General features: G+C 48.5%; 11 protein-coding genes. 7 read left to right on the forward strand and 4 right to left on the reverse strand.

The features are described from left to right. Positions 1-193 precede the first annotated feature (193 nt). The 4 genes from BM235_RS08165 to BM235_RS08185 all read left to right on the forward strand — a co-directional run bounded on the left by BM235_RS08165 (position 194) and on the right by BM235_RS08185 (position 3,638). Positions 194-1,105 carry an aminoglycoside phosphotransferase family protein gene (locus BM235_RS08165; protein ID WP_090111480.1) on the forward strand — a complete coding sequence of 304 codons (912 nt, stop codon included), beginning with the start codon at positions 194-196 and terminating at the stop codon, positions 1,103-1,105. 246 nt (positions 1,106-1,351) lie between these two features. Further along, complete coding sequence (locus tag BM235_RS08175; protein ID WP_090111495.1) at positions 1,352-1,783, forward strand: GNAT family N-acetyltransferase; 432 nt, start codon at positions 1,352-1,354, stop codon at positions 1,781-1,783. A gap of 119 nt (positions 1,784-1,902) precedes the next feature. Beyond that, positions 1,903-2,322, forward strand: coding sequence for a MerR family transcriptional regulator (locus BM235_RS08180; protein ID WP_090111497.1), 420 nt, complete (start codon positions 1,903-1,905; stop codon positions 2,320-2,322). 119 nt (positions 2,323-2,441) lie between these two features. Then, complete coding sequence (locus BM235_RS08185) at positions 2,442-3,638, forward strand: MFS transporter (protein WP_090111500.1); 1,197 nt, start codon at positions 2,442-2,444, stop codon at positions 3,636-3,638. Between the two features lie 24 nt (positions 3,639-3,662). Here BM235_RS08185 and BM235_RS08190 read toward each other — a convergent pair whose 3' ends face one another. Beyond that, positions 3,663-4,250, reverse strand: a complete 588-nt coding sequence (locus BM235_RS08190) for a LysE family translocator (protein WP_090111502.1) — start codon at positions 4,248-4,250, stop codon at positions 3,663-3,665. Positions 4,251-4,386: 136 nt separating this feature from the next. On the opposite strand from BM235_RS08190, the gene BM235_RS08195 reads away from it, so the two are divergent. Continuing rightward, the gene (locus BM235_RS08195) at positions 4,387-5,301 is read left to right on the forward strand and encodes a LysR family transcriptional regulator (protein ID WP_090111504.1); all 915 of its coding nucleotides are present in this window, start codon (positions 4,387-4,389) and stop codon (positions 5,299-5,301) included. A 641-nt stretch (positions 5,302-5,942) separates the two neighbouring features. On the opposite strand, the gene BM235_RS08200 is transcribed toward BM235_RS08195, so the two are convergent. Together BM235_RS08200 and BM235_RS08205 are read right to left on the reverse strand one after the other, a co-directional pair. Then, the gene (locus BM235_RS08200) at positions 5,943-7,472 is read right to left on the reverse strand and encodes a hypothetical protein (RefSeq protein ID WP_090111506.1); all 1,530 of its coding nucleotides are present in this window, start codon (positions 7,470-7,472) and stop codon (positions 5,943-5,945) included. Between the two features lie 352 nt (positions 7,473-7,824). Further along, entirely contained in the window at positions 7,825-10,617 is a 2,793-nt protein-coding gene (locus tag BM235_RS08205; RefSeq protein ID WP_255374207.1) for an endo-beta-N-acetylglucosaminidase, read from the reverse strand. A gap of 277 nt (positions 10,618-10,894) precedes the next feature. Between BM235_RS08205 and BM235_RS08210 the strand changes: the two genes are divergently transcribed. Together BM235_RS08210 and BM235_RS08215 are read left to right on the forward strand one after the other, a co-directional pair. After that, complete coding sequence (locus tag BM235_RS08210) at positions 10,895-11,638, forward strand: EcsC family protein (protein WP_090111508.1); 744 nt, start codon at positions 10,895-10,897, stop codon at positions 11,636-11,638. 134 nt (positions 11,639-11,772) lie between these two features. Then, complete coding sequence (locus tag BM235_RS08215) at positions 11,773-12,441, forward strand: TetR/AcrR family transcriptional regulator (protein ID WP_090111511.1); 669 nt, start codon at positions 11,773-11,775, stop codon at positions 12,439-12,441. 61 nt (positions 12,442-12,502) lie between these two features. Here BM235_RS08215 and BM235_RS08220 read toward each other — a convergent pair whose 3' ends face one another. Next, positions 12,503-13,303, reverse strand: coding sequence for an SDR family NAD(P)-dependent oxidoreductase (locus BM235_RS08220; protein ID WP_090111513.1), 801 nt, complete (start codon positions 13,301-13,303; stop codon positions 12,503-12,505). Positions 13,304-13,423: the final 120 nt, after the last annotated feature.

Here is a 13,423-nt window from a genome sequence, read left to right on the forward strand (position 1 = left end):
CTTATGGAATTTGTCATCAAGTGACCATTCCAGTATATTCATGTATATTCCGTTTAGTCAACGAATTAATTCGATTTTTGTTCTGTTTTATTCATGTATTAGCGGTTTTCAAAAGGTTAGGCTGAATATTCGGGCAATTCCTCTTATACTATTATGAAGTACCGTAATCTCGCCGAAGGGAGCCATAACGCAAATGATTGCGATTCCCGAACCTTTTTTAAAAAGAATGAATCAACTCCATGGTGAGCAGGGATTGGCTTGGGCGAAGGCTTTGCCTGGATTGATCCAAGAATTTGCCGGCCGCTTCGACTTTATCCCGGAAATGCCATTCCCCAATTTATCCTACAACTTCTTGCTTCGGGCAAAGCGCAGCGACGGTAAGCCGGTCGTCCTTAAAGCCTCTTTCATGAAAGACGAGCTATCGAGGGAACTCAGCGTTCTTCGCGCCTATGAGGGGAGAGGAGCTATTCGCGTGCTGGAAGAAAACGAGGAGGGCGGCGTGGCACTGCTTGAACGCGTAGAACCGGGCACGCCGTTGTCGGCGATCGAGGATGATGCGCATGCGACGAACATCTTCTGCGACGTCTTCAGCCGCCTTCAGCTTCCTGCGCCGACCGACGCGCTGTATCCCTCCATGAAGCGGCACTTCGCGGGTATAGAGCGATACCGTGAGCGATTAGAAAATGGGGACATCCAAACTCCGTTGCCGGAAAGTTGGGTGGAAAATGCAGAGGAATGTCTGGCCTACCTCATCGCGACAACGAGCGATAACGTCCTTTTGCACGGCGATCTGCATCATGAAAACATCCTTCTGCAAGGCGAATCGCAATGGGCGGTCATCGATCCGAAAGGCATCATCGGCGACGTTCATTTTGACACGATTCAATACCTGCTTAACTACGAAGATCGAGGCGGCGATCGCGGGCAAGTGTTGCAAAACAGGATATCGATCATGGCCGAGCGTCTCGAGCTAGACTCGCGCCGAATTGCGATGTGGGGCGTAGCGCGAGGCGTGCTTGAAGCATGTTGGACGATTGAAGACGGGGGAACGGACTGGCTGAGGGGCATCCAAATATCGGAACGCTTCGCGAAATATTTAAACTGAGTTGGAGGACGATGCCTATGTTGGCTTTTCTTTTTAGCTCCATCTATCTTGTGCCGCTATTTAGTTTCGTCTTCATCGTTACATTATTGAGAGCGATTGAAAAAATCGTTAATAAAAGACGTTACGGCGCAGTGATGTTTTGGTGCGGTATATTTTTTGCTTTAGTAATGTGGTCTATTAGTGTATCAGCATCCGCAGAATCTTTGAACTGAGGGGAAGCTGAGGCAATCGGGAAAGGGGTATAGGATGATTAAACCTGATGTTTCTTTTGGAAGTAAAGAAGAACGTGATTATATTAGAAAAAGGCTTATTGAATATAACGCGCAGCATGTTCCTAAGAATTTAAGTTCACGCTATGAAGAAATCACGCTAACCATCAGGGATGAGGGGGGCGGGGTTATTGGTGGAATGCTAGCTACGCTTTGTTGGAATTGGATTGAAGTTGATATTCTTTGGATTGAGGAGTCGCAAAGAAAGATGGGTTACGGTACCCGACTGTTAATGCGAATTGAGAATATCGCTAGGGAAAATAGTTGTTCATTTATTAAGCTAAATACCTTCAGCTTCCAAGCTCCCGAGTTTTATGTTAAAAACGGCTATAAGGAAGTCGCAGTATTCGAAGAGGCTCCCGTTGGGAGTAAACATTATTATTTCAAGAAGGCTATTATACAGAATTAACTGGGAACGATAGCTCAGTTACACAGCCTGCCGACGAGTCGGCAGGCTAAGGATATGTTTGGAAAATCTCTACAAAAAATGCTTGCGTTCGAGTTTACTCGAAGGGATATACTGGTGTCATGAATAAGTCACTGACCATTCGGCAAGTCGCCGCTCTTACTGGCCTTAGCGTCCATACGCTTCGTTATTACGAGCAAATAGGTCTGCTCACTTCCATTGATCGAAATGATCATGGACATCGTTGTTTTACTTCTGAAGACGTAACTTGGATCGAGTTTATTAATCGTCTTAAAGCTACCGGAATGCCATTAACCAATATGCTCCAAATTGCGGAGCTAAAAAGGCAGGGCGATCCAACTCTCACTGCAAGAAGAATTCTTCTAGAAGAACATTACTCAGACGTCCAAAAAAACCTCATGGATCTTCAGACTAATCTTCATTTACTCGCAGAAAAAATTACCACTTACAAGGAATTGGAGAACAGGTACGCATTAAAGCAAAAGTTAATCGAACAACCAACAGACCGTTCAGCTGAATAATACACTGACAGAACAAGAAGTAGCTAACTTCTATGTGGCATAGGAGATGGCTCTCCACTAAAACCAAGTATAAACATATGTATAGTATACTATGTCCGCGGTTGAAAGGATGAAAATAATTGCAAACGAACAAGTCTTTATTTATCTTCCTTATCGCTCTTGGCGTATTTGGTATTGCCAATACGGAGCTTGGCGTAGTAGGGATTTTGCCTCAAATTTCTGAGCGCTTCCATGTCAGTGCTTCTCAAGCAGGTTTGCTCGTTAGCATGTTTGCATTGATCATTGCCATTTCTGGTCCGTTTATGACTCTTTTATTTTCCGGTATTAACCGAAAAAAGATTCTGTGCGGAGTACTTGCTGTTTTCGCCATTTCTAATCTGATTTCCGCCTTTGCCCCAACCTTTACTGCCTTATTACTGTTTAGACTGCTGCCTGCATTTCTTCATCCCGTTTATTTTTCCGTTGCATTTGCAGCAGCCGCCAACTCGGTTCCGAAAGAACAAAGTACCAACGCAGTGGCCAAAGTTTTTATGGGGTTAACGGTCGGGATGGTACTAGGCATTCCGGTCACATCGTTTATTGGGGATCGGTTTTCACTTGAAGCCGCTTTTCTATTTTCGACCGGAATAAATACGCTAGCCCTGTTCGGCATTGCTGCGCTCGTTCCATCGTTACCCGTACAAGGTAAATTGACCTATGGCCGACAATTGCGTATATTGGCAAAGCCGCAGCTATGGCTTAACATTACTACGGCTTGCTTCATCCTGGCGGCTTTATATTCTGTCTATGCCTATTTTGCTGCGTATCTCAAGATGGTGACAGGAATGAACGGTGAAACCGTCAGTTTTATGCTCGTTCTTTTTGGCATCAGCGGGATACTTGGGAATCTGCAAACGGCAAAATATTTAAGTAAGGACATGGTCAAAACCACCGTTTTTTATCCCATTGTGCTTATCGGTATGTATTTGCTGATATTTTGTCTTGGACGTTACTCCATTCCGATGATTGCCATCGTACTGGTATGGGGAGCCGTCTTTACCGGCGGTCTCATTATAAGCCAAACATGGTTAACCTCGGAGGCCCGTGAAGCACCTGAGTTTGCTAACAGCTTATTTGTCTCCTTCGGAAATCTGGGCATCACACTCGGCACTGCCCTAGGCGGATGGTTTCTATCCCATATGGGACCACATAACATTACGTGGAGCGGAATATTGTTTCTGCTGATTGCATTGTTGTGTATTGGATTGAAAATTAAGTTGTTTGATCTCAAAGAGGATAAAAATTTAAGCGTTAAGGAATCTCCAAGCATTCCATAATTCAACTAAATAGCCTGCAGGATCTCAAGTCGAAAACAGAAGAAAAATGGCCACAATAATCAACGATCCGCCCATCACCAGGTTTAAAACCTTAATGCCGTTCTTCGCTTTTATAAGAAACTGTAATTTCGATCCTAAAAGGGCCCAAGAGGCAAGTGAAAGATAACAAATGAGAAAATAAATACACACAAAGACAAGAAGCATTGAATAGGAACTATTCGATGCAAAGGCAGAAACACCGGAAAGACATGCAATCCAAGCTTTGGGATTAAGCCACTGCATGAGAAAACCGTGATAAAAGCGTGGCAGCTGTTCCTCTTTTAATTCGATTTCTGTATGTGCAATCATAACTTTGTAGCCAATATAACTCATATATCCTGCCCCTATATATCTTAGCACTTCATAGAATATAGGGGCTTGCGCTACGATATTTGATATCCCTAAACCCACAGCGGTAAGCAAGCATGTAAACCCGATTGTTGAACCGGATACGAAAGGTAATGAGTGCTTAAAACCATAATTGACTCCAGAAGAAAGAATTGTTATGTTCACTGGGCCTGGAGAGATCGACATGGATAATGAAAATAAGCACATGGCAATGAAAATAGACATCAGGGTAACTCCTTATATCATTTATCTGGGTTTACTATAGCTCAGCATAATTAAAACCGTCCAATTTCATGTTCTGATCGGACCCATCGGGAAAACGAAATGCTTCATGCAAACGCATCTGAGGAGGTTTAGATCGTTGGAGCTTTATCAATTGAAAACCTTTATAGAAATTGCCCGAACTGGCAACTTGACCGAAGCGGCAGCGTATCTTAACACAAGTCAGCCGGCTGCAAGTGCACACATCAAAACTTTGGAGAAGGAAGTTGGTTTTCCTCTCTTTTATCGAACTTCCAAAGGAATGACGATTACAGAAAAAGGTTCGAAAATGTTGTTGGAAGCACAGAAAATACTCAACTCCCTAGATGATTTCTATCTGAAGGCGAGTGACTTGAAGGCAGATTCAGACACCATTCGGATCGGGTTAAATACAAACGAGCAGCTTCTTCGAATAGAGAAATTGATCAGGATGATTTCGGAATGCATGCCGCAGGTAGAATTGCATTTTATCGATATTAAAAGCGAAGATTTCACCCAGGGTTTGACCAGCGAGAAAATAAGCGCGGGTTTTTATTATGGGAATGTCGCACATCCGTCCGTATGCTCCATCAAACTCCATACCTTCAAGATGGTTGTGGTCTATCCCAATAGTTGGGATAGACCGCCGAAGAATAGGTTGTCTCTGGAGTATTTTGCAGAGAAGCCGTGGATTTGGACAACACAGGGTTGCCCCTTCTATAAGCAATCCATCAATTACTTCCTGAAACAGGATATTGTTCCACAAAAAATCATGTATGTCGATGACGAATCCCTGATAGGGAAATTGGTTCAAGGAGAACTTGGTTGTTCATTGCTGGCGGAACCAATAGCTATGCGGTTTGCTCATGAAAACATGTTGCAGATCTGGGAGGGTATCGATCTCAATATTGATCTGCATTTTGGTTATCTTAAGGATAAAAAGAGCGATCCTTTGTTCCTTGAAATAGGCTCAATAGTAGATAGGATATGGAACGCGGATGGGATCTCGATAGTAAACAATTGTTTGTTGGATTAGGATGAGATTCGAGTTTAGGTATAATAGAACCAATAACCAATTTCAAAGAGAATCAATCGCGTATTACGGTGAGGTGCTAATGAGCTAATTCAAACAGGTTTTAAAATTGAAAAGGTAGTTGAAGATGTTGTCATCCAAGAGGAATTTAAATCGGGAGATCCGGCAGTGTGGTACACACATAAGAAGGCATCATTAATTCCTCCTGCTTTTATATAAAGTGCACTAAATAAAGCGCCACGTTTAACTAACGGAAGACGTTAGTTCAATAAACCAGCGGCAGTCTAGGACTTATTTTTCAGGTTCCAGAATGCCGTTGTTTTATATTTGGATCATTCTAAAACAAAAAGTGATCGGCGCACCGCCTGCTTGCAGATCATGGATAGCTCATCCGGATCCGCGCTCGAGAGCCGACCAGCGGAACAGCTGCAGCTCGCGCTCCTGGTTCGCGCGCCGCCGGCACGGTCGCCTGCAGATCATGGCCAGCTCATCCGGATCCGCCCTCGAGCGCCGGTCGGCGAAGCGGCTACAGCTTTCCCTCCTGGTTCGCGCGACGTCGCACAGCGATCGGTGGGAGCTGTAAAGCCGATTATCCGCTTAACAGCCCCTTTAACTCCTCATAATTCAGCCGATCAAATTGCAAACTAGTTGACGCGCACCATAGGTAGTTTATCAAGTCCGCCAAATCCGGTATCGTCCGCTGTGTTGCCGGAATACACGGTGCCGATGTCTTCGTGACTACGGATTCCGCCGCCATTTCCAGGGCCTGATCCGGTTTCGGATGCGTTCCCGTCACCCATGCCTTCATTCGAGCTTCCGGGAGCTGCCGCTGTTCCTATTGAGCCTTGAGTATCATAACTAGGCTCGAACAGGTTGGTGCCGCCGCCTACATGGTTTGCGCTATTGGTATTGGAACTGGAGTTCGAGCTGCTGGAGCCATTGTACGAATCGCCGTCGTTCTTACCCCATCCAGGAAGGTGGACTCCGATCTGTTCGAGTTTCCCGCCTAGACCGTTATCGGTACCGCTGCCTTCTTCGGGATTAGGTGTCCCGCCGGTGATTGGGCGTCCTTCGTCGTCAAGTTCCCACCTGCCTATCACTTGCCCTGTTTCAGCGTCATATATGGTTACGTAATGTGCGGTATCATCGGATTTATCGTCGTCTCCTTTGCCTTCTCCGTGATAATCATTAGAGGAATGCCCTTCTCCCTCACCAGAAGTTCCTCCTTTTGACGGGCCCTCCGTTTGCGTGCCAGATGAACCTGGTGCGCCTACAGTGCCTGGTGTAACTTGCGAACTTCCCGTACCTTTGGGAAGGCTCCCAATATCAATGCCGATTGTTCCCCCTGAACCTCCGATTGTTATCTTGCCTGCTAAGGTATCCTTGATATCCTTGATTTCGCCGCCAATAACAGCCTTCAAAATATCTTTATCCGCGCCTTCAACACCTACAGTAATGAGATAAACATCGATGAGGCCGCCTGTAAGGTCGTCTGCGAATGATTTGCCTGGATCTTTGCCTGTTGCACCATTTAGAATCGTATCCGCGGCCGTTTTTACGGTCGTCTTGATTATGGATTTGGCAACAACGTCGGCAAGCTTGGAGCTTTCACCCGGAAGCGCCTGCCCTATAATTTCCGTAATTGCAGCACTAGCCGTACCGCGGTCAACCGCGCTAATAATACTGACCTTCTTGCCGTTATCCGAGTCGGCGAGCGCTTCGCCAAAGTTGACAGCACCAGCCGCAGCGGTTGCACCGAGCACCGATGCCGCTCCTTTACCGATTTCCGGTGTAGCAACAACCGTAATAATCACTTTAGTAGCTGCAGAGACTGTATCCTTGATAGTATTGTAGCTGTCAGCAATGTCGGTATAAGTATCGCTAGGCACCCAACCTTTGCCGGGGACATATTCACCACCCAGTCCAGCTTCCCAATTGTCAGCATCTTGAAGTACGCCGCCACCAGTGGTTGTAATCGTTGTTCCATCTGTATTGGTCTTATCTGCTGCCCAGTTCCAGAAAATTCCGATAGGGGAAATTCTATTCCCTGTACTAGCTTGGTTGCTGCCAGCCCGTGCTGTATCAGCCGCAAAGCTGATGTTTGCAAAGCTGGTACTTAATATAACGCCAAGAATACTTCCGACAAACGCGACTTTCAGTGGTTTAAAATTCATTTTCATAATTCCCTCCAAGTTTTTAATTAAAATTTATCCTGCCTAGGCTAGGGCGCTGCACTATTTTCTAACAACTGCCTCCTTTGTATAACTTCGAACACTTTGCGTATTGTGCAAACCCGAATTTCCATGGCCTGAGGTTGATAGGATTATCTTAATCCAGGTCTAAGCAATTCAATATACTCGAATATTTGAGTAGTATCCATTTTTGTTGTTTGACCTATTTACTGGATGGCAAGACATTGGAAGCGCCGATTAAATAGACACTAGCTCGCTCGGAACGCCAAAGGCAAAAACCCGCAAGAAGGCGGCGAAAGCGCGCCTCTTGCGGGTTTTTTCGGCAATCGTTCGGTTAGATGTCGCCTCTAAGAACGACCGGCTCCGAGCGGTTGCCTGCGTAATCCTCGAGAATGACATACACGTTCTCCGCCGTCGAGGAGAAGGCAAGGCTTGCCTTCGTGCTCCGTCCGCGGATGATCCGGTCTTTGTCCCCGACGCCGTAGGTGGTCGGGAAGGACCGCAATACCCCATCCTCATACACGTACAGGTATCGCCAATCTCTCGTCTCCGGCATCGGCAGATGGAGCGTATCGCCCTCCCAGTACCATTTCTCCGCATATGGCTCCGCGACCGTATCGATAAACGAGCCGCTTACCGCCACCGCGTCCGCTCGTTTAGGGGAGATCGTCACCACGTATTCATCCCCGTTGACCGGCATCTTATCGAAGGTGACGGAGGTGGTGTCTTCAGATACGACTTTATTGAGCTTTACCGGGTTTTTGGACGTCACCGCGTTGACCGAATCGACGTTTATTTTCAGATTGCCTGCGGGCTTGGACGGGTTGGTCCAGCGGACCGTCAGCTTGCCGTTTGCCGTGGAGTCGACCCGCACGTCCGACACCGTATTCGTCAGGTTGAACGGAAGAACGGCGGCATCGCCCTCCAGCCCGTCGGCTCCTACCGGAACCACTTTAATCGTGCCGGATCGAGCCGGGAGATTCTTGATGTAGAAGACCTCGTCATACTTGCCGCCGACGAACGTGTCGTTGACGTAGACATTGTACTGCTTGACCTCTCCGTAGTTAGCGTTCATCTTCCAACGGATGTTCATCTCCCCGGTGTCGGCGAACGCCTCCGCGATCGCCAGACCCGACGGCGCCTTAGGGCGGACGGCGGAGCCGTCATGAATCCGGATTTCTCCTACGTTCATCTGGTACGAACCGATCTCTTCCTCTCCCGGAGCGAAGACGAGGCCGAAGGCCGCGATCGACCGGCCTGCATAGGCGCCAAGGTCCAACTCAGCCGTGCGCCAGCCCTTCGTCGCTTCGCCGCTATCCGGAACGGGAATCTTCACGACTTCCTCCGTACGATCCGCGAAGATAAGCCCGATCTGCATCGAGGAAGCATCCGCAGCCGGTTTGTTGAATGCGATCGACAGCTTGGCGTTCTTGTTGACGTTCAGGTCGGTCTCATAGAGATGCAGGAACGTCTCCGCATCCAGCTTGCCGCTGACGACGAGGGAGCTTCCTCCGTCGTATGCGCCGATCTGTTCGTACGTCTGACGGCCCGAATCGCCCAAGTCGTAATCCGGACCATAATCGAAGTCGACGGCAAGACGGCTGCCGGACGTATCCTGCCACCATTGCCAAGTGACCGGCACGTCCTGCAGGCTCATGTTCGACCATTCGTCCTCGTTCGATACCGCTCCGTCGCGATAGAAGGAGAGACCGTGCCCTGTGTTGAAGTCGGTGTAGAAGTTCGTGCCCCCGACGACCGAGCGCTCGGCGATGACCGAAGAGATGCCAGGCCAGTACCGGTTGTCGGCGTACGCGTCGGCGACCGTATTCGTGGCGGAGGTAGCCGTATTCTTCGGATCGACGTTCGGGCCGGACCACCAGAGCTGTTCGCGCAGGCCGGTCATCCACTGGTACGCATTTTCCGAGCGGCGCTGGACCGGCCAGCTCAGGTTCATATCCTCGTCCAGTCCCGCGTGCACGAAGTCGGCGCCTAGCGTCGCCAAGCTCAGACGAGGCAGGCCGTTTGCATCCAGCTTGTTTTTCAGCGCGGTGCCGTTGACGCTCTTGAACCGGTCGCGCCCGGCTTCAAGGCCCGCGAAACCGACCTTTTTCAGGTCGAAGTCCGTACCATATTGGGCGTTCAGGTTGCTCAGGTAAGAGGCTGCCGCGTTAATCTGGCTGTTCCCCATTCCATAGTCGAAGAAGAAAGACTGGGAAACTTGTTCGCCCGTCGCTTTGTCGTATAGGAACGAGACGTTGTTGTCTCTAATCGTCCGGGCGAACGTATTGGCGCCGGTCGCGGTATTCAGCGAGTCGTACCATTGAACGTACAGCCCGCCCTTCTGGAGCGTTTTCATAAACCCTACGTAGTCGGGAATGTCCGCCACGGCCACGTTGGGATTCTGCTCCTCCTGGTTAATAAAGTAACCGTCATAACCGAAATATTCTGCCATCTCGATCAATTTCTCAGCGACGGGGTAGTTGCCATTCTTATCCTTTACGATCATCTGCTTGTAAGTCTGCTGGCCGCGATCGTTATTGGAGGAGAAAATGCCGGCCAGCGACATCACGCCGTTCTTGTGCGCCGCGTCCGTGTAAGTCGGGTTCGGGATATTCAGCATGCCGAATTCGAACCACTTCTGCTGCCAATCCTTCTGGGCCAGCTCGTCGTAATACTCGGAAGGGGTGTAGGCCGTGGCGGTACCGTGCCAAGGAGACCAGTAATCGACATACTGCCAGAAATTAAAGTGATACTGGGCGAACTTGTTGGTGTAAGGCGCGTTCTCGATAAACGCATTCCCGTAGTCGCCGCTGACGTTCGTCATTTGGACGTTCGGGTTCAGATTCGGGTTGGCTTGCGTAGAGGCAAGAGGGGCGATCCGCCGTTGTAGCGGAACGCGGGAGCGGAGCAGAGCCGCATCGGGGTCGCGTTCGGGGCTCCAGTCGGCAATATGGCCGCTCGTGTAGCCATGTACGCTCGGTTGGTTGGCGCCGTGCGCCTGCTCCCCCGTGAAAGGCCACGTGTCCCCGGCCGCCGCCGTAAACGGGAAGCTTGCTGTGAATAGGGCTGTCGAAACGCTGAGCACGGTGAACTTGGACCAGGATTTCTTCTTGCCGAGAATCTTCAATCCATCCATCTCCTTTTCCGCTTTTTCCACATGAGAGCGTCATTCCGTCGTAACCGCTAGCCTCCTTTTCTTAAACGGTATCATTTTGAATCCCTACTACTCTATAATATGAAACCCCTTACAAATAGGGTTCGAATTAAAGGTTTAAGGGAGAAACTAAAGAAATAGTTAGCGCATTTGGGATGGACTTGGATTTGATCCACGTTATGAATCATAAGCAGGGCAGATGCGTAAATAATCAAAGGCATAAATCGACCGTTGGAAGGAGCGGATCCGGATGGACTACGAGGAAAAGGTCCGGCAGGAGCTGGGAAATTGGGAGAACAGTCTTTACAAGACACCCGGCCTGCTTGAGAAAGCATCGAAGAAGGTCGGAGACAAAATCAATGCCATCATTCCTGCCAAAGTGCAGAACACGATAACGGGAACCGTAAAAGCGATTGTCCGGACGACGCTTTTCGGAGCTGAATATACGCCTAAGAGAATGGTTGAGCGTTCGCTTACGTTGGAGCAGGCCGACGAGCAGGCGAGACAGGTCATCTCCCTCTATCAAAAGATCGCCGCAGCCGAAGGCGCCGGTACAGGCGCAGGCGGAATTCTGTTCAACGCGGTTGATTTTCCGGCGCTTATCGCGATCAAAATGAAGCTGCTTTTCGAGCTTGCGCATGTGTACGGCTATTCGACCAACGTTTTCTCCGAGAGAATCTTTATCCTATCGCTATTCCAGTTGACCTACTCGGAGAATAGGAAACGCCGCACGATGCTGAATCGGTTCAAGGACTGGAACAACGAAAAGCTTCAATGGTCGTCGGATGCAGAATATTACAAAGATCTGGACTGGGAAACCTTCCAGAAGGAATACAGGGACGCGATCGACTTCCGCAAAATGCTGCAGTTGGTGCCCGGTATCGGTGCGGTCGCCGGAGCTTGGGCCAACTACAGCATCGTGGAGGAACTTGGCAGGTTCGCGATTAACGGCTACCGGATACGGAGATTGGCGGACAACGCTCATCCCTTATAAGGATAGTAGAATCGGGGGAATGATCATGAATTAATCGATATATACGAATTATATTTAATTTGTATTTAGTGTATTTGATGTATGCGTGGTAATTGACTATAATGGGATTTGATTCTGCAGGAAGGGGGCTCGACATGAATAAAGCCATAGAGGATCAACAGTCTCAGGCGAAAAATAAATTACTAAAAAAATTAATCTCGTCCGTTATGAAAGACGGATTTCAACAATTGCGGATGGACGATATTGCCAAAGCGATGGATGTAAGCCGGGCAACGATGTATAAGCATTTTTCTTCTAAAGAGGAAGTCATCGAAGGCGTCGTACACGTATTCGTTGATTATATAAATCGCCTGGAAGCCCGGGCCTCCGACCAGGATGAAGAATCCTTTGCCGTATGGTTCCAGCAATTATTTGAACAGTCGGTTTCGCTGGTAGGCAATATAACGGACGTGTTTTTGAAGGACTTGCAGACGGCCTTTCCGGATCTGTACGACGAACTGAAAAGCGCGTTAAACAAACGCGAGCAAGAATCTTTGGCATTTTACCGCGAAGGCAAGGCCAGAGGCATCTTCAATCCGATAAACGAAAAATTCATTTTACTTCAAGACGATCTTCTTCTCCGGGAGATTGTCAACGTAAAGTATTTGCTTCATAACCAAGTCTCTATTCAACAAGTGCTTCATGATTTTTATCAATTCAAAAAGATCCAACTGTTTAAAGCAGATAAAATAACATTCGTTGACGACTCGAAAATGGATCCGGTCATTGAACATATCGTCGACAAATTCAATCGTTCCTTGTAGCGAAATAATAACCCGAACCTTATCCGGTTCGGGTTGTTTGTTTTTAATGCTTCATCTTTATTTAAAATGCACCCCGAATCAAACCGCCGTCCACCCGAATCGTCGCGCCGCTGATATATTCAGCATATTCGCTTGCCAGGTACGCCACGGCAGATGCAATCTCGTCAGGATAGCCGAACCGTTCCCTGTCATTAGGAATGAGCGAATTCACGGCGTTCGGCATTATTTCTTCCCAAGTTTCTCCCCAGCCCCGGGAAGGACCGATGTGTTCGACCAGATCCTTAACTGCCTCTACGAGAATCGCTCCCGGGGAGACGATGTTGGAGGTAATGCGAGTCCCCTTCAGCTCGCGAGCCAAGGAGACCGCCAGATTGTGTCGAGCCGCCAGGGTCGCATTGTACTGAGGGTGCGTATTCATGGGTTGAAGCGCGAGACCTCCCCCGATCGTAATGACACGCCCCCAATTGCGTTCGCGCATTTGCGGAACCAGGCGTTGAATCATCCGGACACCCGATACTACGTTGATATTATACGTCTCCGCCCATTCGTCCGCCGATGCATCCGTCCAAGACAAGTGACGATAGAATCCAGCGTTGTTGACCAAAATGTCTACAGGGCCGCCTGCCAGCGCAGCCGATGCAACCGCGTCCGCACCTGAATCCGTGGATAGATCGCCCAATGCGACAACTGCATGGCCTCCATCTGCACGAATGGATTCGGCTACAGCATTTGTACGAGCCTCGTCGCGGCCGTGTACAATTACTTCGGCGCCTTCCGAAGCGAGCAATCTAATCGTAGCCGCTCCCAGTCCGTTGCTAGATCCAGTAACAAGTGCACGTTTACCCTTGAGTTTCAAATCCATAACCTGGCACCACGCTTTCGAATCAGAATAAACACATCATAGCATGGTTTTTATACAAAGTAAACAAAATCAATAAAAAGTGTCTATATTGTACATTTTGTTTGTGCATAATAAAATTCG

The organism is Cohnella sp. OV330 (genome assembly GCF_900112065.1).
Taxonomy (GTDB): Bacteria; Bacillota; Bacilli; order Paenibacillales; family Paenibacillaceae; genus Cohnella.

Excerpts from the sequence above, each read along its gene's own strand:
- BM235_RS08175 (WP_090111495.1), top strand. The coding sequence starts at position 1,352 with ATGATTAAACCTGATGTTTCTTTTGGAAGTAAAGAAGAACGTGATTAT.
- BM235_RS08200 (WP_090111506.1), bottom strand. The coding sequence starts at position 7,472 with ATGAATTTTAAACCACTGAAAGTCGCGTTTGTCGGAAGTATTCTTGGC.
- BM235_RS08220 (WP_090111513.1), bottom strand. The coding sequence starts at position 13,303 with ATGGATTTGAAACTCAAGGGTAAACGTGCACTTGTTACTGGATCTAGC.
- BM235_RS08180 (WP_090111497.1), top strand. The coding sequence starts at position 1,903 with ATGAATAAGTCACTGACCATTCGGCAAGTCGCCGCTCTTACTGGCCTT.
- BM235_RS08190 (WP_090111502.1), bottom strand. The coding sequence starts at position 4,250 with ATGTCTATTTTCATTGCCATGTGCTTATTTTCATTATCCATGTCGATC.
- BM235_RS08210 (WP_090111508.1), top strand. The coding sequence starts at position 10,895 with ATGGACTACGAGGAAAAGGTCCGGCAGGAGCTGGGAAATTGGGAGAAC.
- BM235_RS08215 (WP_090111511.1), top strand. The coding sequence starts at position 11,773 with ATGAATAAAGCCATAGAGGATCAACAGTCTCAGGCGAAAAATAAATTA.
- BM235_RS08165 (WP_090111480.1), top strand. The coding sequence starts at position 194 with ATGATTGCGATTCCCGAACCTTTTTTAAAAAGAATGAATCAACTCCAT.